This is a genomic window from Streptomyces sp. NPDC005803 (genome assembly GCF_040630435.1).
Lineage (GTDB): Bacteria > Actinomycetota > Actinomycetes > Streptomycetales > Streptomycetaceae > Streptomyces.
Map to the genome: position 1 here is coordinate 129,072 of NZ_JBEXXO010000015.1, position 23,585 is coordinate 152,656.

A 23,585-nucleotide genomic window follows, 5' to 3' on the forward strand; every position below is an offset into this window, starting at 1 on the left:
GACGGAATCGGTTCCTTCCACGAGGAGCGGAGCGGGTCAGCGGGTCGCTTTGAGCGTGCCCAGGTAGGGGCGCCACAGGTGGTCGGGGTTGCTCTCGACCGCGGCCACCGCCTCGCGCATGGCGACCAGGGCCTTCGGCTCCTCGTCGTCGTACACGTCGCCCTGGAGCATCTTCAGCACGTCCGTCCGGTACCGGGGGTCCTGGACGAAGGCGGTGAAGAGCACGTTCAGGCGGTAGTAGATGGAGATGAACTCGTACCAGTAGCTCACCGCCCTGCGGAGCTTGGTCTCGAACGTGGCGAACCGCTCCTTGCCGTAGTCGCCGGCGGCGTGCGCCGCGATGATGTCCTGCGAGGCGATGCGGGCGCTGTTGAGCGCGACGCTGACTCCGCTGGAGAAGATCGGGTCCACGAAGCGCGCCGCGTCACCGATGAGGACGTAGCGGTCGCCGACGATCTCCTTCACCGCGTAGCTGTAGTCGCCCTCCGCCTTGAGGGGCCGGACCTGGCGGCAGCCCTTCAAGGCGTCGTGCAGTTCGGGACGGCTGCCGACGAAGTCCCAGAAGAACTCGTCGAGATCTCCGCTGCCTTCCGCGAAGCGCTTCTTCTGGGTCACCACGCCGATGCTGGTGATCGTGTCGGTGATCGGGATCTGCCAGACCCAGGTGTCCGCGATCGGGAGGAAGTGCACGTAGATGTGCTCGGCCTGGGCCGTGGAGGTGCTCAGCGCCTCCCGGTCGAGCCCCTCGAACCAGGCGTGCACGGCGTACTGGTCGAAGACCGGGTCGGGCACCTTGGTCTTGAGCTGACGGCCGAGCATCGTCTGCCGCCCGGAGGCGTCCACGACCATCCCGGCCGTGTAGTCGACCTGCTTGCCCGCGATCCGGGTCCGTACCACCACCTCGTCGGGGTCGTCGAAGTCGACGCCGAGGACGCGGGCCCCGTTGACGACGGTCGCGCCCTGTTCCTCGGCATGGCGCAGCAGGATCGAGTCGAACCGCGACCGGTCCACGTGGTAGGTGTAGTCGCGGTCCACCCCCTTCTGGCCGCGCTCCACGAACTGGATGTCGGCGGTCCAGTCGTGCTGCAGGCCGCGGAAGCCCAGCCGGGGTATGTCACGCGATTCGGCCGAGGTCCACGAGGCCCCGTACTTGCGGGGGAAACCGGCCTCGTCGATCTTGTCGAGGGCGTCTATCTCCAGGAGCACCGGCGTGGTGGCCGGCACGAGCGACTCGCCCACGTGCGGCCGGGGAAAGATCGCGCTCTCCAGGACGATCACGGAGAGCCCGGCGCGCGCCAGGTACGAGGCGGCGGTCGAGCCCGCGGGCCCGCCGCCGATCACGGCGACGTCGAAGTCGGTGGCGCTCATCGGACGGTCTCCTTCTCCAGCTCGCAGATCATGGTGGCGATCGAGGCCGCGTTCTTGAAGTTCTTCGCGTCGATCTTGGCGGCGGGTACGGGGACGTCCCATTCGTTGAGGATGAAGGCCTGCAGCAGGGCTATCCGGAGCGAGTCGACGATGCCCCACTCCAGCAGCGGGGTCGCCGCGTCGATCTCCCGTCCTTCGTCGGACCAGAGGAATTCGCTCCGGATGAAGTCGAGCAAGCGCGCCGTCACGGCATCGGTGTTCATGAGCGTCCTTTCGAAAGGGTCAGATGCCGCCGGACCAGCGCCGGTCGGTCGATCTTTCCGTTGGGTGTCCTCGGCAGGTCGGGAAGCAGATGGACGTGGTTGGCGATCATGTAGCTCGGCAGCCGCTCCGCGAGATGGCGGCGGAGCGCGAGTGTGCCGGGCGCGGCCCCCTCGACGGGGACGACGAAGGCGACCAGCCGGGCGTCCACGCCGTCGCCGGCCACGACGACGGCCGCGTTCTCCACCTCGTCGTGGGCGTTGCAGGTCGCTTCGATCTCGCCGAGTTCGATCCGGTGGCCGCGGACCTTCACCGCGTGGTCGCGGCGGCCGACGTAGTCGAAGGAGCCGTCGGGCAGCACCAGCACGATGTCGCCGGTGGCGTACGTGCCGGGGCAGGGCCCCCTGCCCCAGTAGCCGAGCATCACCGTCGGCCCGCTGACGACGAGCTCGCCCTGCTCGCCCGGCCCGGCGACGGAACCGGCGTCGGTCCTGGCCCACACCTCGTCGCCGCTCGCGGCCTTGCCGATCGGTACCGGCCGCTCGCGTTCCAGGTCGGCCGGGACGACCTCGTGCCAGGTGCACACGTTGGTCTCGGTCGGGCCGTACAGGTTGAGCAGGCGGGCGTTCGTCCACTCGGCCAGGCGGCGGACGTGGGTGACCGGAAACGGCTCGCCGGCGAAGAGCACCGCCCGCAGGCCGGCGGGGGCGGGCCGGTCGAGCAGCCCGCCGCCGCGGATCATGAGGATCAGCGCCGACGGCACCGAGTACCAGACCGTGATGCGCTCCCGGTGCAGGAACTCGACCAGTTCGCCGGGCGCGTAGGCCAGTTCCGCCGGGACCAGGTGGACCGACGCCCCGACCGAGAAGGCGGCGTACAGGTCCAGCACCGACAGGTCGAAGACGAGCGGCGCGTGGTTGGCGAAGCGGTCCTCGGGCCCCGGGGCGAGCAGGTCCACGGCCCAGTCGATGAACGACCGGGCGTTGCGGTGGCTGATGCTCACGCCCTTCGGCGACCCGGTGGAACCGGAGGTGTAGAGGATGAAGGCCGGGTCGTCCGGCTTCACCTCCGTGTTGACCGGGGGCGCCTCCTCGTCGTCGGGCAGGTGCTCGTCGAGGTCGAGGACCACGCCGTCCCCGAGCGCCGTGCGGACCTCCGCCAGGCGGGTCCCCGTCGTGCACACGACGCGGGCCCCGCAGTCGCGGGCCACGGTGGCGACCCTGCCGACCGGCGCGGTCCCGTCCTGGGGCACATGGACGGCTCCCAGACGCAGCACCGCCTGCATGGCCGCGACGACCGAGGGCGACTTGTCGCTCCACAGGACGACCCGGTCCCCGCGACCGACCCCGGCCCTGGCGAGGAGACGCGCGAAGGCGTCCGCCCTGCGGTCCAGTTCCCGGTAGCTCAGCTCACGCCCGGAGCCCGTCACGGCCGGTCTCCCGGGGTGCAGCTGGGCGGATCGTATGACCAGCTCGTGCAGGTTCACAGCCCTCTCTCCCTTGCGATGACACTCCGGTGGATCTCGGTGGTGCCGGAGAAGAGCGTGCTGGGCACGGCGTCGCGCAGCTGCTGCTCGATGCCGGTCGCGGCGAGGTATCCGATGCCGCCGAAGACCTGGACCGCGTCCCTGGCGTTGGCGACGGCGGCCTCGGAGACCGCGACCTTGGCCAGGGACACGGCGCCCGCGTCCGCGGTGCCCTGGTCCGTGAGCCAGCAGGCGCGGTACAGCAGCAGCCGCGCCCCCTCCAGCCGCTCCGACATGACGGAGATCTTGTGCGAGACGGCCTGGAAGTCGGCCAGCCTGTGGCCGAACTGCTTGCGCGACCGGACGTGGGTGACGCACCGCTGAATCTGATACGTCATCACCCCGAGGTAGATCGCGAACAGGCAGGCCCGCTCCCACCCCATCGAGTGCTGGAAGATCATCCGCCCCTGGCCCTCGCCGCCCAGCAGGTAGCGGGCGGGGACGCGGACCCCCTCGAAGGTGATCCGGCCGGCCGGGCAGCCGTGCAGGCCCATCTTCTCCAGGGGCGGGCTGACGCTCAGGCCCGGCAGATCGCGGGGCACCGCGAACCCGCTGGTGCCGAGGAACCCGGCCTCGGGCTGGGTGACCGCGTAGGTGACGATCACGTCGGCCATCGGGGCGTTGCTCGCGAACGACTTCACACCGTCGAGCACGTAGCAGTCGCCGTCGCGGCGGGCGGTCATCTCCAGCCGGGCGGAGTCGGAGCCCGCCGCGTCCTCGGTGATCGCGTTGGACGCGATCAACGAGCCGGTGGCCAGACCCTTCAGCAGTTCCTCCCGCACCTCCTCGCCGGCGAAGTCCCGGACCGGCACGGCGCAGGCCAGCAGATGGGCGGCGACCCCGAAGGCCAGTCCGGTGTCGAGGCACCCCTGGCCGAAGGCCTCCAGGCACAGCGCCGTGTCCAGGGCGCCGAGCCCGCCGCCGCCGTATTCCTCGGGCAGGCAGAGCCCGGTCAGCCCGAGCGCCGCTGCTTTGCTCCAGTCGTCCCGGTCGAAGTGGTCTGCCGGATTCGTGCGCCGACCCCCGGGAAGTTCTTCCCGGATCGCGGCCAGCAGCCGGTCACGACGACGCTGCTGCTCGATCGTCAAGGCGAAGTCCATCGACGTCCTCCTTTCTGTAGGCGTTGAGCTCGGCGTCGGACATCGCGTCGAGCTCGGAGCGGACCAGTTCCTCGATCAGGGCCGCCAGCTCGCTGACGGTCGGGCCCTCGAAGACGGCCCGGATCGGCAGGTCCACGTCGAAGGCCTCCCGGAGCGCGGCGACCAGCCGGATCGCGAGGATCGAGTTGCCTCCGGCCCGGAAGAAGCCGGTGTGCGCGCCCACCGGGACCGTGAGCAGTCCGGTGAAGATCTCCGCGACCCGTTCCTCGACGATGCCGCGCGGTGCGACCAGTTCCTGCGCCTGGGCGGTGGGCGTGGGCAGCGCGCCGCGGTCGACCTTGCCGTTGGCGTTCAACGGCATCGCGCTCAGCGCGGTGAACGTGGTGGGCAGCATGTAGGCGGGCAGCCGCGCGGCACACAACGCCGTGAGCGACTGCGCGGAGGGCTCGTTGCCGTCCGGGACGTAGAAGACCCCGATCCGCCCGTCGTGCGCGGTGGCCACCGCCTGTCTGACCTGCGGGTGTTCGGTGACCACCGCGGCGATCTCGGCGAGCTCGATGCGGTAGCCGCGGATCTTGACCTGGGTGTCGGCGCGGCCGGCGAACTCCACGTCTCCGCCGTCCAGCACCCGGGCGAGGTCTCCGGTCCGGTACAGCCGGTCGCCCGGCTCTCCGTACGGGTCGGGGACGAACCGCTCCGCGGTCAGTTCCGGTCTGCCGGTGTAGCCGCGGGCGATGCCCGCGCCGCCGACGCAGAGTTCACCGACCGCGCCGATCGGAACCGGCTCGAGCCAGGGGTCGAGCACATGCATCCGCACGCCGGGCAGGGGCCGTCCGATCGGCACGTTGTCCCGGCCGGTCCCCGCCGTGACCTCGTGGACGCAGGTGCCCACGGAGGCTTCGGTCGGGCCGTACTCGTTGATCAGCCGGCCCGGTCCCAGGAGGGACGCCCAGCGCTCGGCCAGGGCGATCGGCAGGGCTTCGCCCGCGACGACGATCCGGGCCGCGAGCGCGGCGATCCGCTCGTCCGCGAGTCCGGAGAGGATCTCCAGGTGGCCCGGCGTGAGCTTGAGGAAGGCGAGCGGGGCGGCGGCGGCCAGGCGGTCACCCAGCTCCGTCAGTTCGAGGTCCTGCGGCAGCAAGGTGGTCGGCCGGCCGGCCAGCAGTCCCGCCCACAGGTTGGGTACGCCGAGGTCGAAGGCGACCGAGGTGAACACCGCCGCGCCGCCCGGAGCCGGCAGCGCCAACTCGTCGACGGCCCACCGCAGATGGCCGGCGAGTCCGGCGTGGGTGATCTCGACGCCCTTGGGCCGTCCCGTCGAACCGGACGTGTAGATCACATAGGCCAGCCGCTCGGGGTCCGCCGACCGGGAGGGCCGGGAGCTGTCGGCGTCCCGCGGCCGCGGGGACACCGTCTCGACCCCGTCGACGGCGGTGGCGCAGACCATGAGACCGGCCCCGGCGTCGGCCAGCATGTACCGGAGCCGCTCGGCCGGGGTGCCCGGTTCCACCGGCAGGTAGGCCGCTCCCGCCTTCCAGACGCCCAGCAGGGAGGCGATCAGGTCGGGGCCGCGGTCCACCAGGACGCCGACGACGGTGTCGGCGCCCGCGCCGAGGTCCCGCAGGCGGTGGGCGATGCGATTGGCCTGACGGTCGAGCTCGGCGAAGGTGACCTCGCCGGCCTCGGACCTCAGGGCGACCGCGTCGGGTGAGGCGTCGGCCTGCCGCTCGAAGAGGCCGGGGGCGTCGGTGGTGTACGCGGGTGCGGGGGTGCGGCCCCACCGCAGGAGCGTCTCGCGCTCGGAAGCCGGGAGCAGGGCCAGTTCGTCCAGGCCGGTGCCCGGTCCCGACGCGGCGTCCTCCAGCAGGAGGACGAGCTGGGCCGCCATGCGCGCGGCGGTCCCCCGCTCGAACAGGGCGGTGGCGTACTCCAGGCCGCCGGACATCCCGCCGTCGGGACGGCGGCGCAGGTAGAGGGTGAGATCCGTCTTGGCGATCCGGGAGACCTCGACCAGGGTCGCGTGGTCGGCCGCCTCGGCGGCGGACCCGGTCAGCTCCTCGTCGTGGAGGTCGAAGGCGACCTGGTAGAGCGGCGTGCGCGACGGGTCGCGCTCGGGTGCGAGGTCGGCGACCAACTGCTCGAAGGGCAGCTCCTGGTGGGCGAACGCCTCACGGCACGCGTCCCTGACCTTCTCGACGCCGGCGCCGAAGGACAGGGAGCCGGAGAGACCCAGCCGCAGCACGAGACTGTTGAGGAAGAAGCCGACCACCCCTTCCGTCTCGGGCCTGTCGCGGCCCGCGACCGGGGTGCCGAGCACGACGTCCCACTGCCCCGTCTGCCGGGCGAGCAGCGTGGCGAACCCGGTCAGCAGCGTCATGAACGGGGTGGCTCCACGGGTCCGGCCGATCTCGGTGAGGGCCGTGGTGACCTGGGGCGACAGTTCGATGGGCACCATCGCGCCCTTGGCGTCCCGGGTCCGGGGGCGCGGGTGATCCGCCCTCGGCTCCAGCGGGGCAGCACCCTCCAGGGCCCTACGCCAGTGGAGGAGTTCCTTCTCCACCCTCTCGGGCGTCATCAGGTCGCGCTGCCACGAGGCGAAGTCGGCGTACTGGACGGGCAGGGCGGGGAGTCCGGGCTCGCCGCCGGTCCGCAGGGCGGAGAGGATCGCGGCGAACTCGCGCTCGAGCACCGACGAGGACCACCCGTCGCAGATGATGTGGTGCACCGAGAGCACCAGCACCTGGCGGCCGCCGGGCGCCGGGTCGCCGGCCAGCAGGGCCCGGGCGAGCGGGCCGCCCTCCAGGTCGAAGCCGCGGTCGAGCTCGCGGTCGAGCACCGCGGGCAGCTCCTCGTGCGTGACGGCGGCCGTGGTCAGTTCCAGCGGGACGGGCGGCCGGATCAGCTGCATGGGTTCGCCGTCCCGGACGACGAAGGCGGTCCGCAGCGCCTCATGGCGTTCGACCAGCCGCTCCAGCGCGGTGGCCACCTGTTCGACGCCGGTCCCCTCCGGGACCCGCAGGAACAACGCGGAGATCCACTCGCGGCTGCGCGGTTTCATCCGGTCCAGCACCCAGAGCCGGCGCTGGCCGAAGGAGAGCGGCAGGGGGCCGGTACGGGGCAGCGGCACCGGTCCGTCCTGGGCGCCCGGGCCCTCGATCAGGCGGGCCTGGGCGGCGATCGTCGTCGCGGTCAGCAGATCCGCGAGAGCGAGGTCGCGTCCGGTCGCCTTGCGCAGCCGGTTGACCAGCCGGGTGAACTGCAGGGACGTGCCGCCGAGCTGGTAGAAGTCGGCCTCGGGGTCGATGGCGTCGGTCTTGAACAGGTCGCGCCAGACCTCGGCCACCGTCCGCTCCGCCTCGGACACCGGCCGGGCGGCCGCCGAGGGAGCGGGCGGCTCGGGCAGTGCCGCGCGGTCCAGCTTGCCGCTGGAGGTCGTCGGGAACTGGTCGACCGCGATCAGCACCGAGGGCACATGGGTGCCCGGCAGCCGCTCGACGAGGTAGTCGCGGAGCCCGTCCGGCACCGCGGGGGCCCGGACGTAGGCAGCCAGGGCCTTCCCACCGCCGGGTGTCTCGACCGGGACGACGGCCGCGCCGCCGATCGCGGGGTGGCCCTCGAGGGCCGCTTCGATCTCGTCCGGCTCGATCCGGACACCGTTGATCTTGACCTGGCGGTCCACGCGCCCGAGGTACTCCAGGCATCCGTCCTCACGGACCCTGACCCGGTCTCCGGTGCGGTAGAGCCTCGCCCCGGCGGGCCCGTACGGGTCGGGCACGAACCGCTCGGCCGTCAGGTCGGCGCGGCCGAGGTAGCCGCGGGCGACACCCACCCCGCCCGCGTAGAGCTCGCCCTCGTCCGCCGGTTCGCCGTCCTCGTCGAGGACCAGGACGCGCATCCCGGTGATCGCCCGCCCGATCGGCACGGGCCCGGTCAGCTGCCCGGGGTCGAAACGGTGGGCGGTGACGTCGATGGAGCATTCCGTCGGCCCGTAGGTGTTCCAGACCACGGTCCGGTGCGGGGCCAGCGCGAGCAGCCTGCGGACCGGCTCGGCGTGGAGCGGCTCCCCGGCGCAGCACAGCGCGCGCAGGGCGTCGCAGCGGTCCCAGCCGTCCACCTCCAGCAGCTCGCGCAGGACGGACGGCACGACCTGGAGTACGGTCACGCCGGCGTCGCCCACGGCCCGGAGCAGGGTGGCCGGGTCCCGTTCGGCGCCGTCCGGCGCGAGGACGACCGTGCCGCCGACGGCCAGCGGGGCGAAGATCTCCCAGCCGGCGGCGTCGAAGGTCACCGGGGTCTTCTGCAGCACCCGGTCGGAGGCGTTCAGGCCGAGCGACTCGACCGCCCACAGGACGCGGTTGGCGATGCCCGCGTGGTCGATCACGACGCCCTTGGGGCGGCCGGTCGAACCCGAGGTGTGCATCACGTACGCGGCGTCCCCGGGCTCGACGGCGACGGGCCGGAACCCGGCCACCGGGGCGAGTCCGTCCGTCAGCACGGGTGTCGCACCGGCTGCGGTGACCAGGTCGCGCCCGGCGTGGTCGGTGACCACCAGGGCGAGGCCGGTCTGCTCGGTCAGGCCGGATATCCGGGCGGCGGGATGTCCCGGATCCATGGGCAGGTAGGCGGCCCCCGCCCGCCAGACGGCGAGCAGGGCGACGACCAGGTCGATGCCGCGCGGCAGCAGGACGCCGACCGGGCAGCCGGGGAGCGCGCCGTGGGCGATGAGGCTGTGGGCCAGGGCATCGGCCCTGGCGTCCAGCTCGGCGTAGGTCAGCTGCCTTCCGGCCGCGGCCACCGCCGGCCGGTCCGGGGTCAGCGCGATCTGCCGGGCCACCAGCTCGGGCAGGGGCGATGGGGCGGTCATGGCGGTTCTCCTTCGAATGTGCTGAGCGCGGGTCAGGACGTGAACTGCGGGACGCCGTAACGGGCGAACCGCGTGGCCACGTCCTCGGGCTCCCGGGTGGTGGCGAGCGTGAGCAGCAGCAGGATCCGGGCCTTCTGCGGGAGGAGGTCCTCGGCGGGCAGGATTCCGGGGCCGTGACTGTCGTAGACGGCTCCGGAGCCCGTCCGCGCCGCGGCCACGACCGTCACGCCCTTGCCGAGGACCCCGGGCAGTGCGGCGACCTCGGCGGGCGACGGGTCGCCCGCGACGACGATGCCCTTGGCTCCGGCGTCGGCGAACGCGGTGAGCGCCTCGCCGCCCGCGTCCGGGTAGGAGGCGACGATCTCGGTCCGGGGAAGCGTGTCGCGCCCGATCCGGGACAGGTCGAACGGGGTGCGCCAGGCGCCCTTGCCGCACGTCTGGAAGCGGGCGGGCGCCCGCAGCAGCCGGATCCGGCTGCCGTCGACGGTGCCGAGCGTCCCTTGCTCCCTCGCCTGGAACGCGTCGAGCCGGAGCGTGTTGGTCTTGGTGGCTTCGCGTGCGGCGAGGATCTCGTTGTTGAGCGAGACGACCGTGCCGAAGCACCTGGTGCGCGCGCTCGCGGCGAGCACGACGGAGTTGTAGAGGTTCGCGGGGCCGTCCGCGCCGAACACGTTGGACGGCCGCATGGACCCCGTCACCACCACGGGCTTCGGGCTGCGGACCGTCAGGTCGAGGAAGTAGGCGAGCTCCTCCATCGACTTGGTGCCGGCCGTGACCACGACCGCGTCCGCTCCGGCCAGCGCCCGGTCGACCTGCCGGGCCAGGTCGTAGTAGTCGGTCATCGCGGTCTGTTCCGGGCCTTCCGCGGTGGAGACCTGCGCCACCGCGTCGAGCTCCGGTCGCAGGCCGGCCACGATGTCCGCGATCGGCAGCGCGCTGCCGTCGTAGTCCTCGAACGCGGCCCGGTCCTTCGCGACGCCCGTGATGGTGCCGCCGGTCCCGATCACGACCACCTCCGGCTTGGCCGCCTTCGCGACGGCCGGCGCGGAGGGGACCAGCCCGATGAGGAGGGCCCCGAGGAGGAGGCAGGCCCGTTTCACGACAGCACCTGCCCGTTGTCGGCCCGCAGGGCGCGGGACTTGCGGTGGTCGAGGTGGATGAAGGTCCGGTGGAGCCAGCGGTCCTCGCCGTCGTAACGCGGGGTGAAGCGGGTCCTGCCGTGGAGGGCGACGCGGTTGTCCACGACCGCGAGGTCGCCCGGGCGCAGGTGGACGGCCCGGGTCACCGTGTCGAGGGCGGCCCGCAGCACCGTCATCGCGTCGGCGGCCTGCTCGTCGGCGGGGTGGGTGGCGTGGAAGTCGACCCGGACGTCGGGGTCGTCGAAGTCACCGCTCAGGATCGCGTGCAGCGGGGCCTGTCCCCCGGGGGCGCCGAAGGACGGCGGCACCTCCGTGCGGAACCGCTCCTCGCCGAGCACTTTGCGTACGTCGTACGGGAGCAGGGCGGTCGCCCTGCGGATCGAGGCGACCCGCAGGCCGGCGCCGCCCTCGTGGTCGGGACGGACGCAGAACAGCGCGACCATGTCCGGCCGGTGCGGGTGGAAGGCGTTCTCGACGTGCAGTTCGAGCGGGACCGATCCGGCGTTGCTCTGCTGCTCCTCGCGTCCCGCCACCGGCACGACGTTCTGCACCAGGGCGCCGCTCTTCTCGTCCCGGTAGGCGATGACCTCGCCGATCTGCATGGAGACCAGGGCGGTGGTCCCGGCGGCGGGGGTGGCCGCCCGTTCCACCGATTCGTACACGGTCGGGGTGGGCGCGAGCGTGGAGGCCACCGGCAGGTTGCGGACCAGCAGGACCCCGTCCAGCTGCGGGTCGTGCAGGAACGCGCGCAGTCGGCGCCGCAGCCTCTCCGGGAGCTCCGCGGACATGCCCCGGCAGGCGTCGAGCCAGGTCCGGTCGTCGACGAGGCGCGGCTCCACCTCGGCGAGGGCCTCGGCGACGGCTCGGGTCTGGTCCCTCTCCACCTGGGTGAGGGTGAATACGTGGTCCTCGGTCATGAGGTGCCTTCCTGAACGGGGTCGGACAGATCGCGGACCAGGGGGTCCGGGCCGAGCGCGACCGCTTCGAGTACCCGCGCGCAGCGAGCGGCCAGCCGCTGCGCCTCGTCGCGGCCGAAGGCGTCGGGCCGGTGCCCGAGCCGCAGCGACAGCCGTGCGCCGGGGACGACCGCCAGCCGGAGCGGGAAGTGGGTGTCGTCCGCCGCCTCGAACGCGCGCATCCGCAGCTGCCCGCCGAGAGCCGTCGCCCAGGCGGCGGGGTCCATCGGGTAGTTGACGAAGAGCATCGTCGTGTCGAACAGGGTGCGCAGGCCGGCCTCGCGCTGGATCTCGGCCAGGCCCAGATGGTCGTGCGGCTGGAGCGCGGCCTGCTCCTGCTGGAGTCGGCGCAGCGCGGTGAAGAACGGCTCGCCGGGCGCCAGTCGCACCCGCACCGGGACGGTGTTCGTGAACAGGCCGACCATGCCCTCGACGCCGGGCAGTTCGGGCGGCCGGCCGGACACCGAGGAACCGAAGACCACGTCGTGGCTGCCGGTGAGCTCGCCGAGCACCAAGGCCCAGGCGCCCTGGACGACGGTGTTCAGCGTCAGACCGTGGGCCGCGGTGCGCGCCGACAGCGCCTGGGTCGTCGGCTCGTCGAGCTCGTGGACGACCAGCTCGTGCGCCACCTCGGTCAGACCCGTCGTGCCGGCCGTGGTCGGGCCGGGCAGGCCCGCGAGGGCCTCGCGCCATGCCGCCTTCGCCGCGTCCCGGTCGCGGGCGGCGAGCCAGGCCGCGTACCGCGCGTACGGTGCGACGGGAGCCAGTTGCCGTCCCGCGTAGAGGGAGAACAGCTCCTGGACGAACACCGAGGTGGACCAGCCGTCCCACAGGATGTGGTGGACGGTCAGGACCAGCCGGAACCGCTGCCCGCCGAGCCTCAGCAGGCGGACGCGCAGCAGCGGTGGCTCCGCCAGGTCGAACCTGCCCTTGCGGTCCTCGGCCGCCAGCCGTGCGGCCTCCGCCTCCGGGCGGGGGTGAGCGGTCAGGTCCTGCTCCTGCCAGGGCAGGGCGACGTCCGCCGGCAGGACCTGGACCGGCTCGTCGAGGTCGCCGTAGTAGAAGGCGGCTCGCAGGTTGGCGTGCCGGTCGAGGACGGCCTCGGCGGCGGCCTTCATGCGCGCGGCGTCGAGTGCTCCTTCGAGCTCGACGGCGAGCTGGGCGGCGTAGACGTCGAGCATGCTCTCCGTCCGCATGCTGTGGACGAGGAAACCTTCCTGCAACGGGGAGAGCGGCAGCAGGTCGGTGAGCGTTCCGTAGCGCTCGGCCAGCTCGTCCGTCTCCGCCTGGGTCAGCTCGACCAGCGGCACGTCGGACGGGGTGAGTCCGCCCGCCCCGGGACGCGTCCCGTGCTCGGCCAGCGCCTCCAGGGCGGCGCGGAACAGATCGGTCAGGCCGGCGACCCGCTCCTCGGGAAAGAGTCCGGCCGGCCAGTGCAGGGTGACGGTCAGCTCGGGACCGGACGGGCCGTCGAAGGTGGCCGCGACGATCTCGAGTTCGTGCGCGAAGGGCATCCGCGGGTCGGCGTCGGCGTGGAAACCGCCGTCGGTGAGCTCCCAGTCGGCGTCCTGGCCCGAGGAGAACCGGCCCAGGTAGTTGAAGCCGACGCGCGGGGCGCGGGCTTCCGCGAGCCGGGCCCGTGACGGCTCGTCGGCGTAGCGCAGCATGCCGTAGCCGATGCCGTGGTCGGGCAGGGCGCGCAGTTGCTCCTTGACCCGCTTGAGCGCGGCGCCCAGGGCAGGGCCCGCGGCGGCGACGTCCGGCCAGGCGACCTCGCCCGGGTCCAGGCGGGCCGGATACATGCTGGTGAACCAGCCGACCGTCCGGTCGAGGCGCACGCCGGGGAAGATGTCCTCCCTGCCGTGGCCCTCGAGGTCGCAGAGCACCGGGCCGCCCGCTCCGCGCCATTGGCGGTAGGCCAGGGCGAGCCCGGTCAGCAGCACCTCGGTGACCCCCGTGCGGAACGCCGCGGGCACCTCGGCGAGCAGGGCCGCGGTCGTCGCGGGGGAAAGCGTGAGGTCGAGGCTGCGGGCGGTGCGGAACAGGTCCGTGGCCGGGTCGAGGTCGCGGGTTCCGGGCCTCGGGTCGGCGGTCCGTGCGATCCGCTCCCACATCGGGAGTTCGCCCGCCCGGCCCGGTGCGGCCTCGACGAGCCGGCCGGCCCAGGTGCGCAGCGAGGTGCCCACCGCGGGCAGCGGGTCGCCGGTCATGGCCGAGGCGAGGTCCTGGATGAGCACGCGCCAGGACACCCCGTCCACGGACAGGTGGTGCAGCGTCAGTTCGAGCCGGCCGGGCAGGCCGGGCCCGGCGGGGAACCAGACCGCCTGGTGCATGACGCCCCGCGCCGGGTCGAGCCTGCTCCGTGCGGCCTCGCGCTGGTCCGGTGCCGGGCCGGCGACGGTCAGTTCGGGGGCGACCGTGCCGGCCGGCCGGACCTCGAGGCGCCATCCGTCGCGCACCCGCAGGCGCAGCGCGTCGTGGTGGTCGATGAGGGTGTGCAGCCCCTTGAGCAGGGCGTCGAAGCTGGTGTCCGCGGGCGTGCGGAGCAGCACCGACTGGCTGAAGCGCGAGCTGGGGACGTCCTGTTCCGCCAGCCAGGAGACGATCGGGGTGACCGGCACGTCACCGGTGCCCGCGCCTTCGGGTTCGGCGGCCTCGTCCTCGGGCAGCGGCTGCGCGACGGCGGCCAGGGCGGCGACCGTGGGGTGCAGGAAGACCTCGCGCGAGGTGAACGCGAGCCCGGCCTTGCGGGCGCGGCTGACCAGCTGCAGCGCCATGATGCTGTCGCCGCCCCGGTCGAAGAACGAGGCGGCGGTGCCGACCCGGTCCAGTCCGAGGACCTCGGCGAACAGGGCGCAGAGCGTCCGTTCGACCGGGGAGCCGGGCAGGTCGGTGTCCTCCCGCGCCTCGGGCGGGTCGGGCAGGGCGCGGCGGTCGACCTTGCCGTGCGGGGTCAGGGGGAACGCGTCGAGCACGACGAACGCGGAGGGCACCATGGCCTCGGGCAGGGTGCGCCGGGCCGTCTCCCGGACCTCGGCGGTGTCGAGTGGTCCGGCCGGTATCAGGTAGCCGATGAGGCGCTTGACGCCGGGGCGGTCCTCGCGGACGGCCACGGCCGCCGCGCGGACGCCGGGGTGCCGGTTCAGCGCGGCCTCGACCTCGCCCGCCTCGATCCGCAGCCCGCGCAGCTTGAACTGCCCGTCACCGCGGCCGAGGTACTCCAGCTGCCCGTCGGGACGCCACCGGGCGCGGTCTCCGGTCCGGTACATGCGGTCGCCGTCCGGGCCGAACGGGCAGGGGAGGAAGCGGTCCGCGGTGAGGTCCGGGCGGCCGTGGTAGCCGCGCGCGACGCCGGCGCCGGCGATGTAGAGCTCGCCGGGGCAGCCGGTGGGTACGGGTGCGAGCCGCTCGTCGAGCACGTAGACGCGCGCCCCCGAGATCGGGCGGCCGATGGGGGGCCGGCCCTCCCCGCGCAGCGGGCCGTAGCCGGTCGCCGCCACGGTCGTCTCGGTCGGGCCGTACATGTTGAACATGCGGCGGCCCGCCGACCAGCGGGCGACGAGTGCCTCGTCCACGGCTTCGCCGCCGACGATCAGCACGTCCAGGTCGGGAAGCTCGACGGCGGGCAGGCCGGACAGGACGGCGGGCGCCAGCGCGAGGTGGGTGATGCGGGCCTCCCGCAGCAGTACCGCGAGATCGTCCGGGGCGAGTGCCGAGGTCTCCGGCGCGAGCACGAGCGTGGCTCCGGAGACCAGGGCGGGCCAGATGTCGGCGCCGGCGGCGTCGAAACCCGGCGAGAGGTACTGCAGCACCCGGCTGCCGGGCCCGAGCCCGAACCGTTCGGCGTGGTCGAGGGCGAGGTTGGCGAGCGCGCTGTGCGGGACGACCACCCCCTTCGGCAGGCCGGTCGAGCCCGAGGTGTAGATGACGTACGCCGCCGAGTCCGGGTCGGGACCGGCGAACGCGGCGCCTCCCGCCCCGGCGGAGCCCTCTTCGGTGAGTACGCACACCGGGGCGGCGTCCGCCAGGAGGTGGTCGATCCGCTCCCGCGGGTACCCGGGGTCGACCGGTACGTAGGCGGCGCCGGCCCGCAGGCAGGCGAGCATCGCGACCACGAGGCCGGCCGTGCGCGGCATCAGCAGCGCGACGTTCGTTCCCGGTCCCGCCCCCCGCTCGCGCAGCGAGGCGGCCAGCGCGTCGGCCCGCGCGTTGAGTTCGCCGTAGGTCAGTGCGGTGTCGCCGGACTCGACGGCCGGTTCCCCGGCGGGACGCGCGGCGATGAGCCCGGGCACGTGACTGCCGTGCGCGGCGGAAGGAGCCTCGGCCGGAAGCAGGGTCGCGCGCTCCCTCGGGGTCAGCAGTTCGAGCTCGCCGATCGGCGTGTGCACGGAGCCCGCCGCCCGCTGGACGAACGCGACCAGCCGGCCGGCGTGCGCGGCCAGGCCGTCACCGTCGTGCAACTCGGGGTTGGCGTCGAAGAGCAGCGCACCGGGCGACCCGTCCGAACGGCCGCTGACCGCGACGGACAGATCGGGGGTGGGGCCCGAGGCGAGATTCGTCACCCGGCCCGAAGCTCCCCGGAGGTCGAGGTCCCGTTCGTACGGCATGAAGTTGACCAACGGTCCGAGCAGTCCGCCCTCGCGCCCGGTGAGGCCCAGCTCCCGGCACAGGTCCTCGTGCCGGTAGCGCTCGTGCCGCAGGGCGGTCCCGATCTCCGCCGCGACCACGGGCACCAGGTCGGCGAGGCTCGCCCCCAACGGGACGTCGAACCTCAGCGCGACCGTGCCGGTCGCCATTCCGGGGACGTTGCGCAGGCGCGGGCCGCGGCGCCCGGAGACCGGGAGGCCGAGGATCACGTCGGGGCTCCCGGTCATCCGCCGGACATAGCCGGCGATGGCGGCGACGAGGACGGTCTGCCAGGTGGCGCCGACGGCCTGCGCGGCCTCGGCGAGCACGGCGCGTCCGGCCTCGGGCACCGTCTCCTCCCGGCGCAGCCGCGGCGGCCGGTCACCGGCGGGGGCCGAGCCGGGCAGCAGGACGGGCTCCGAGCGGTCCGCGAAGCGGGCGGTCCAGTAGCGGCCGTCGGCCTCGAAGTCGGGCGACGACCGGTAGGCGGCATCCTGTTCGGCCAGGTTCCCCAGCGGCTCGAAAGCGGCGGGGCCCGGTCGCTCGCCGCACAGTTCGGCGAGCCGGCTGCGCAGCAGGTGCACACCGTAGGCGTCCACGAGAATGTGGTGAATGCGGTAGTAGAACAGCAGCCGCGACGGTCCGATGCGGAAAACCGCCGCGTGGGAAAGCGGCCCTTTTTCCAGATCGACGGGCGTCGCCAGATCGGCGTGCATCCGTTCCCGGGCCTCTTCCTCCGGGTCGGCGCAATCGCTCAGATCGATCAGAGGAGGCAGGACCGGCGAGGCGGCGGTGACATATTGCCGCAGCCCCTCGCTGTCCTCGCCGACCGAGGCCACGCGCAGTACTTCGGCCTCGGAGCGCAACTGGACCCAGGCCCGTCTGAGCACCTCGGGGTCCAGGTCACCGCGGATGTCTATCTGCTCACCGCAGTTGTAGCGCTGTCCCGAGGGGTCCAGTTGATGGGCGAACCAGACGCCTTGCTGCGCCGTGGAGAGCGGAAGCCGCCGTTCGTATTCCATGGCCGAGAGCGTGCTCGGCCCAGCTATCAGTCACCTATAACAAGACAACCGCCGGCTGCGGCGCCGAACGGGTATTGCAGGAATATGGGCACGCTATCGGATGCGATTTGACGCTCGCCTCCATGGTTATAGCTGTGAATCCCATAGCACCCCTTCCTGCGGACAGACTGCTGACCTTTCTGCTCCAGGCGGGCGTGCTCCTGGGTACCGCACTGGTCCTGGGCAGGCTCGCCCAGCGGGTGAACCTGCCCGCCGTGGTCGGAGAGCTCTGCGCCGGAGTCCTGCTCGGACCGTCCGTGCTCGGCGCGCTGGACCTCTGGCACGGCCCGGACGTCGAACAGATGCACCTTCTCGACGCCACGGGCCAGCTCGGGGTGCTGCTGCTGGTCGGTCTCTCCGGCTTCGAGCTGGACATGCGGCTGGTGCGCAAACGAGGAGCGACCGCGGCCAAGATCAGCCTCGGCGGGCTGCTCGTTCCCCTGGCCTTCGGCGTGTCGGCGGGATTCCTGATCCCCCTGTCGCTGCTGTCGGACGACGCGGACCGGACGGTCGTCGCGCTGTTCCTCGGCGTGGCGCTGTGCGTGAGCGCGATCCCCGTGATCGCCAAGACCCTGCTCGACATGAACCTCCTGCACCGCACCGTGAGCCAGTTGACCCTGACCGCGGCGGTCATCGACGACATCTTCGGCTGGCTGATGCTCTCGGTGGTGTCCGCGATGGCCACCACCGGCTTCCGTGCCGGGACGGTGGTGGGCTCCGTGCTCGACATCGCCGCCGTGGTGCTGGTCGCCGTGTTCGTGCTGCGGCCGGTGGCACGGGTCGTCCTGCGGCGGGGATCCGCGATCGCACCGGTGACGGTCATCATCCTGCTGGGCGCCGCGGCCACCCAGGCCCTCGATATCGAGGCGGTGTTCGGCGCCTTCGTCTGCGGTGTCGTGCTCGCCTCGGTCACTCCGCGTCCGGAGACGCTGGCGCCCCTGCGGACGGTCGTGCTGACCGTCCTGGCTCCGCTGTACTTCGCTCTGGCCGGCCTGCGGATGGACCTGACCGCGCTGGCCGATCCCCAGGTCGCCGCGGTCGCCGTCGGCATCCTGGTCCTGGCCATCGGGGGCAAGTTCCTCGGCGCCTGGATCGGGGCCACGTTCAGCGGTCTCACCAAATGGGAGGCGGTGGCCTGCGGGGCCGGTATGAACGCCCGCGGTGTGATCGAGGTGATCGTCGCGATGACGGGGCTCCGGCTCGGCGTACTCAACGGCACCGCCTACACCACGATCGTGCTCGTCGCGATCGTGACCTCCCTCATGGCCCCGCCCCTGCTGCGCAGGGCGATGGACCGCATCGAGCACACCGCTGAGGAGCAGATGCGGCGCAACTGGCCTTCGGTCTCGGAAAAGAAGACGGAGATTCCATGAACGACCTGCCCCACCTCATCCAGGGCGAGCCCACCGCCCCGTCACTGGCCCAATTCACCGCGCGCCACCGCGACGACCTGCGTGACCGGCTGACCCGGCACGGGGCGGTGCTGCTGCGGGGCTTCTCCACCGGCCCCGATCAGCTGCGCGGCGTCGACGACGCGGTCCGCGCCTTCTCGGGCCCGCCCCTGGAGTACGCGGAGCAGTCGTCCCCGCGCACGGCCCTCCAGGGCAACATCTACACCTCGACGGACTACCCGCCGGACGAGGAGATCTTCCTGCACAACGAGAACTCCTACCAGGCGTCCTGGCCGGGCGTGCTGTTCTTCACCTGCGTCGAGCCGCCCCTCACGCAGGGCGCGACCCCGCTCGCCGACATCGGGGAGATCTACCGGTCGATCGATCCGGCGGTCCGCACGGAGTTCGAGGAGCGCGGCTGGATGGTCGTACGCAACTACCGGCCGCGCTTCGGCGTCGACTGGCGGGTCTCCTTCGGCACCGAGGACCGGGAAGAGATCGCCCGCCTGTGCGAGAGCCGCGCCCTGCGCTGGTCCTGGGAGGACGGCGACGTGCTGCGGACCGAGGGCGTCCGCAGGGCCGTCCACCAGCACCCGGTCACCGGCGAGTCCGTCTGGTTCAACCACATCACGTTCTTCCACAACAGCACGCTGCCCCCGGACGTGCGGGAGGGCCTGCTGGCGTTGTTCGGGGACGCCGGCCTGCCGACCAACAGCTATTACGGCGACGGCGGCACGATCCCCGACGAGGTCATCGCCCATCTGCGCGACTGCTACCGCAAGGCGAGCCGCCGGTTCGACTGGGAGCGCGGGGACGTGCTGCTGGTCGACAACATGCGGGCGGCGCACGGCCGGGAGCCGTTCACCGGCCCGCGCAAGATCGCCGTGGCCATGGCCGAGCCCCTCACCCCGGCAGGACTGCGGTGAGCTGGTTCCGGACGTTCCACCCCCGGCCCGGGGCCCGCGTCCGCCTCGTCTGCCTTCCCTACGCAGGCGGCGGCGCGGGCCTCTACCGCGCGCTGGCGCAGAAGATCGCACCGGAGATCGAGGTCGTGGCCGTGCAGTATCCGGGCCGCCAGGACCGGCGGGCCGAGGCCCCCATCGACGATCTCCACGCGCTGGCCGACCGCATCGCGGACGAACTGGCCGCCCTGGACGGCCCCCCTGTGGCGCTGTTCGGGCACAGCCTGGGCGCCACGATCGGCTTCGAGGTGGCCCGCCGGATGCTCCCCAGGTTCCCGTCCCCGGTCGTCCGGCTGTTCGTATCCGCCCGCACGGCCCCCGTCGACCACCGGCCGAGCGGGCGGGACTTCCGCCAGGACGCCGTGCTGCGCGCCTGGGCCGGACGCGCGGGTGACGCGGCGCGGCAGGCCGCGGCCGACCCTGACCTCTGGCAGCTGGCGGCTCCCTCGCTGGCCGCGGACCTCATGATGTCGGAGACCTACGCGGCCCGTCCCGGCGCCAAGGTGACCTGCCCGGTCACCGCCGTCGCCGGCACCGACGACCGCGGCTGCGGCGCCGAGCACATGGCCCGCTGGGCGGCCCACACCATCGGCGGCTTCGAGGTCGCCGAGGTGGTGGGTGACCACTACTTCATCGACGACCCGTCCACCGAGCTCTGCGGGCTCCTCGAAGGTCTCCTCTGAGCTGTCGCAGGGCGGGGCAGGCTCCCCGGTCCCGGCGCGGCCCCGGCCCCCACGTCTCGCGTCACACGAGACGTGGGGGCCCACGTGCGCCCGGGGAGCCGTCGCGGAGCACGGCGAAGGCGACGGACGTGACATCGCGGCGACCGTCCGCTCACCGTCCCGGGCCGGCGAGCGGACCGCCGGGAACCCACGGAAGGGCCGGGCCGAACTCGGCTGCACCGCACGTGGACACGCCCGGTGAGCCCAAGAACGCCCAGGCCAGGTCCTCGTGACGTCGCGTCAGTAGGGCAACGCGGACGCACCGGTGGCCCCCCGCAGGGACAGCGACGAGCACGAAAGCGTACGCAGGCGCACGTGAGGGGCGGGATCCCTCAGGATCCCGCCCCTCGTGGAGTCGCTCGCTCCCCCTTGTCCCCCCGCGCTACTCCCCCTTGCCGACCAGGTCGAGCAGCCGGCCCCGGAGGAAGAAGCGGGTGGCGACGACCGCGACGGTCACCGCGACCGCCGCACAGGCGACGGCCACGCCGAGGATGGAACCCCACGGAGCGTCGAAGGTGAAGTCTCCGGCCAGTTCGGTGAGCGCGACCCGCTGGCCGACCACCACCAGGCCGGCCGCGATCGCGCCGAGGATCACTCCGGCGACCGCCGCGACCGCGGTCTCCGCGGCGACGTACTTGAGGGTGTCACCGCGCGTGGCACCGGACAGGTTCAGGGTCGCGAGCTCCCTGCGCCGGCCGGGAGCCGCCATCACCAGGGTGTTGGCGATCGCCAGGAGCGCGTACCCCAGGGCGATCCCGAACACGATCAGGGTCGCGAGCCGGGCCTGCTTCTGCTGCTCGGCCCGCATGTCGTCGAGGAACACGCCCATGGGCGCGACCTTGACCGGCTGGTTCTCCGCGATCCCGCGCAGCGCGGCGTCGACCTTGTCGGCGTCGCCGCCCGGGCCGACCGTGACGTCGATCCTGGTCGGCGAGCCGCCGGCCGTGTGGGCGGCGGAGACGTAGCCGGTCTCGCCGAGGACCGACGGTCCCGTCAGCGCCGCGACCGTCAGGTTCACGGCCGATCCGTCCGGCATCCCGGCCTTCACCGCGTCCCCGGCCTCGATGCCGAACTCGGCCGCGGTGTCCTGGTCGAGCACGAGCTGCTGGTCGCCGAACCCGTCGAGCGAGCCTTCGGTGACCTTGAGGTCCTGGGTGGCGGCCAGGGCCTTCGGGTCCACCGCCCAGCTGGACAGCGTGCCGATGTAGCGGTCCTTCTCGCCGGACAGGCGCAGTTCGCCGGGTGTCAGCGCGGCGACCTGGACGCCCGGCAGGGCGAGGACCTTCTCCCTGGTTCCGGGGGTGATGGTCGCGCCGTCGTCGGCGACCATGGTGAAGTCGGCCTTGGTCTGGGCGCGCAGGCCCGCGCTGCCGGCGTCACCGGCGGCGATCGGCGCGATGAGCAGCGCACCGCCGAGTCCGAGCGCCAGTACGACCGGAGCCGCGACCGAGGCGCTGCGGCGGCCGGCGAACAGCGCGCCCTCCCGCACGATCATGGCTCCGGCACCGAGCGTGCTCAGCGGCCAGGAGGCGAGGAGCAGGACCGGGCGCAGCAGCAGAGGCGTCAGCATGGCGCAGCCGCCCACGATCAGCACCGGCACCGGGAAGTAGTTCTGCATGCTCATCGCGGTGAGCGGGCTGTCCACGGCCGAGAGGCTCTTCTGTATGCCGAGTCCGAGCAGGGCCACGCCGAGCACCAGGCGGACGGGGGTCAGCACGGCGCGCCGGCCGGTCGCCTCCCGCAGCGCCTCGGCGGGCTTCACCCGGCCCGCCTTCCACGACACGGCGGCGGTGCCGATCATCGCGGACAGCAGTCCCGCCGCGAAGGCGATCACCAGCGGCGGCCAGACGACCTGGATCTCGTACCAGGCCGGGGCGATGTTCTTGGTGATCATGAAGTCCTGCAGGAGACCGGCGCATTGGGTCCCGATCAGGCAGCCCAGGGCTGAGGCGACCGAGGCCAGCAGCAGGGCCTCGAACAGCACCATCCGCCGCACCTGCCAGGGGGTCGCCCCCACGGTGCGGATCAGGGCGAGTTCGCGGCGCCGCTGGTCGACCACGAAGGCGAAGGTGGCGATCACGACGAAGATCGCGACGAAGGCCACGATCATCAACGAGGTGCCCGCCATGCCTTCGGCGTCCCTGAGCTGGTCGCGGCCGCCCTCCTGGTCGGCCTCGGCGAGCAGCCGGGACTCTCCGGTCAGGACGGACGCCGGGCCCGCCGCCGAGCGGACCTCGCCGACCGGCCCGTAGGCCACGACGGCCTGGACGCCCGGCGACAGTTTCCGGGCCTCGGCGTCCGTGAAGAAGAGCGCGTCCTCGAACCAGACCAGCTCGGTGACGCCGACGACCTTGTAGTCGGCGAACGTCCCGGCCACGGCGACCTTGACCTCCGTGCCGACCAGGGAGGGTTCGCCGCCGCCGACCGCGATCTCGTCGTCGGCCTTCGGGGCCCGCCCCGAGGCCATCCGGTAGGGGGTGAAGGCGGCTGCCGACCACGGGTGGCCGACCTGCTCGCCGGGACCGTCCTGGAGGCGGGCGGAGAACGTCCGGTCCTCCACCGTCCTGCCGGTGGCGGCCAGTGCGGTCACGGTGTCCGCGGGCAGGTCCCCCGGACGCGCGATCGGGAACTCGCGCGGATCCCCGTCGTCGTCGGTCAGCTTGTAGGTGACGGGCTGGGTCACGACGGCCGGGGCTGCGGCGTACCGCTGCGGCCCCGACAGATCGGTGGACCCCACGGCCCAGAGGGCGAGGATCATCATCGCGATGACGCCGACGCCCAGCGCGAGGGCGACGAACGCGCCCGCGTACGAGACCGCTCGGGCCCGCACGGTCGCGAGCGCGAGTCTCACCATGACCCCTCCAGCTTGGTGATCCGCGCTGCGGCCAGCTCGGGCGTCGGGTCTTCGAGCACGCCCGCGGGCCTGCCGTCGGCCAGGAAGACGATCTGGTCGGCGTAGGAGGCGGCGACCGGGTCGTGGGTGACCATGATGATCGTCTGCCCGTCGGTGTCGACCAGCTCGCGCAGTAACTGCATCACCTGCCGGGAGGACTTGGAGTCCAGGGCCCCGGTCGGTTCGTCGGCGAACAGCACCCTCGGCCCGGTGAGCAGCGCCCGCGCGATCGCGACCCGCTGCTGCTGACCACCCGACAGCTCGCCGGGGCGGTGCCGCTTGCGCTCACCCAGTCCCAGCCGGTCGAGTGCGGCGTCGACGGCCTTGCGCGCGGGCTTCTTGCCCGCCAGCATCAGCGGAAGCGCCACGTTCTGACGCGCGGTCAGCGACGGAATGAGGTTGAAGGTCTGGAAGACGAAGCCGACATGCTGCCGTCTCAACTTGGTCAGCGCCGCTTCGCTCATCCCGCGCAACGATGTGCCGGCCAGTATCACCTCGCCCGAGTCGACCCGGTCGATGCCGGCCGCACACTGCAACATGGTCGACTTGCCCGACCCGGAGGGTCCCATCACCGCGGTGAAGGCCCCCTCGGGGAAGTCGAGCGTCACCTCATCGAGCGCGATGACTCTGTTGTCCCGCTTGCCGAACCCTCTGCTCACGGCTTCGAGGCTCACCATCGCGGTTCCCGTATTCATAACCGGAATGCTAGGTGTGCGA

Annotated in this window: 13 protein-coding genes; 3 read left to right on the plus strand and 10 right to left on the minus strand. The window is 72.8% G+C overall.

Annotation, left to right across the window (positions count from 1 at the left end; all coding sequences use genetic code 11):
- Positions 1-36: 36 nt before the first annotated feature.
- Genes ABZ454_RS22110 through ABZ454_RS22145 form a run of 8 tightly spaced genes read right to left on the minus strand, consistent with a single transcriptional unit; the run spans position 37 to position 16,861 of the window.
- Entirely contained in the window at positions 37-1,368 is a 1,332-nt protein-coding gene (locus tag ABZ454_RS22110; RefSeq protein ID WP_356316567.1) for an NAD(P)/FAD-dependent oxidoreductase, read from the minus strand.
- Entirely contained in the window at positions 1,365-1,631 is a 267-nt protein-coding gene (locus tag ABZ454_RS22115) for a hypothetical protein (RefSeq protein ID WP_359540096.1), read from the minus strand. Before ABZ454_RS22115 ends, ABZ454_RS22110 begins: the two co-directional genes overlap by 4 nt.
- Positions 1,628-3,115 (minus strand): amino acid adenylation domain-containing protein, encoded by a 1,488-nt coding sequence (locus ABZ454_RS22120; RefSeq protein WP_359540098.1) that lies wholly within the window; start codon positions 3,113-3,115, stop codon positions 1,628-1,630. The genes ABZ454_RS22115 and ABZ454_RS22120 overlap by 4 nt, the downstream gene beginning before the upstream one ends.
- Positions 3,112-4,254 carry an acyl-CoA dehydrogenase family protein gene (locus ABZ454_RS22125; RefSeq protein ID WP_356316561.1) on the minus strand — a complete coding sequence of 381 codons (1,143 nt, stop codon included), beginning with the start codon at positions 4,252-4,254 and terminating at the stop codon, positions 3,112-3,114. The genes ABZ454_RS22120 and ABZ454_RS22125 overlap by 4 nt, the downstream gene beginning before the upstream one ends.
- Positions 4,214-9,118, minus strand: coding sequence for an amino acid adenylation domain-containing protein (locus ABZ454_RS22130; RefSeq protein ID WP_359540099.1), 4,905 nt, complete (start codon positions 9,116-9,118; stop codon positions 4,214-4,216). The genes ABZ454_RS22125 and ABZ454_RS22130 overlap by 41 nt, the downstream gene beginning before the upstream one ends.
- A gap of 32 nt (positions 9,119-9,150) precedes the next feature.
- Entirely contained in the window at positions 9,151-10,218 is a 1,068-nt protein-coding gene (locus tag ABZ454_RS22135) for an asparaginase (RefSeq protein ID WP_359540100.1), read from the minus strand.
- Positions 10,215-11,174 (minus strand): TauD/TfdA family dioxygenase, encoded by a 960-nt coding sequence (locus ABZ454_RS22140; protein WP_359540102.1) that lies wholly within the window; start codon positions 11,172-11,174, stop codon positions 10,215-10,217. Before ABZ454_RS22140 ends, ABZ454_RS22135 begins: the two co-directional genes overlap by 4 nt.
- Positions 11,171-16,861, minus strand: coding sequence for an amino acid adenylation domain-containing protein (locus ABZ454_RS22145; RefSeq protein WP_359540104.1), 5,691 nt, complete (start codon positions 16,859-16,861; stop codon positions 11,171-11,173). Before ABZ454_RS22145 ends, ABZ454_RS22140 begins: the two co-directional genes overlap by 4 nt.
- A 134-nt stretch (positions 16,862-16,995) precedes the next feature.
- On the opposite strand from ABZ454_RS22145, the gene ABZ454_RS22150 reads away from it, so the two are divergent.
- From ABZ454_RS22150 to ABZ454_RS22160, 3 genes are read left to right on the plus strand one after another with little or no spacing between them, the layout of a single operon-like run.
- Positions 16,996-18,273 (plus strand): cation:proton antiporter, encoded by a 1,278-nt coding sequence (locus ABZ454_RS22150; RefSeq protein WP_359540107.1) that lies wholly within the window; start codon positions 16,996-16,998, stop codon positions 18,271-18,273.
- The gene (locus ABZ454_RS22155) at positions 18,270-19,217 is read left to right on the plus strand and encodes a TauD/TfdA family dioxygenase (RefSeq protein WP_356316548.1); all 948 of its coding nucleotides are present in this window, start codon (positions 18,270-18,272) and stop codon (positions 19,215-19,217) included. The genes ABZ454_RS22150 and ABZ454_RS22155 overlap by 4 nt, the downstream gene beginning before the upstream one ends.
- Positions 19,214-19,936 (plus strand): alpha/beta fold hydrolase, encoded by a 723-nt coding sequence (locus tag ABZ454_RS22160; RefSeq protein WP_359540109.1) that lies wholly within the window; start codon positions 19,214-19,216, stop codon positions 19,934-19,936. The genes ABZ454_RS22155 and ABZ454_RS22160 overlap by 4 nt, the downstream gene beginning before the upstream one ends.
- 421 nt (positions 19,937-20,357) lie before the next feature.
- Here ABZ454_RS22160 and ABZ454_RS22165 read toward each other — a convergent pair whose 3' ends face one another.
- A complete protein-coding gene (locus ABZ454_RS22165) occupies positions 20,358-22,829 on the minus strand; it encodes an ABC transporter permease (RefSeq protein WP_356316544.1) in 2,472 nt (823 codons plus the stop codon).
- Positions 22,823-23,563, minus strand: coding sequence for an ABC transporter ATP-binding protein (locus ABZ454_RS22170; RefSeq protein ID WP_356316542.1), 741 nt, complete (start codon positions 23,561-23,563; stop codon positions 22,823-22,825). The genes ABZ454_RS22165 and ABZ454_RS22170 overlap by 7 nt, the downstream gene beginning before the upstream one ends.
- Positions 23,564-23,585: the final 22 nt, after the last annotated feature.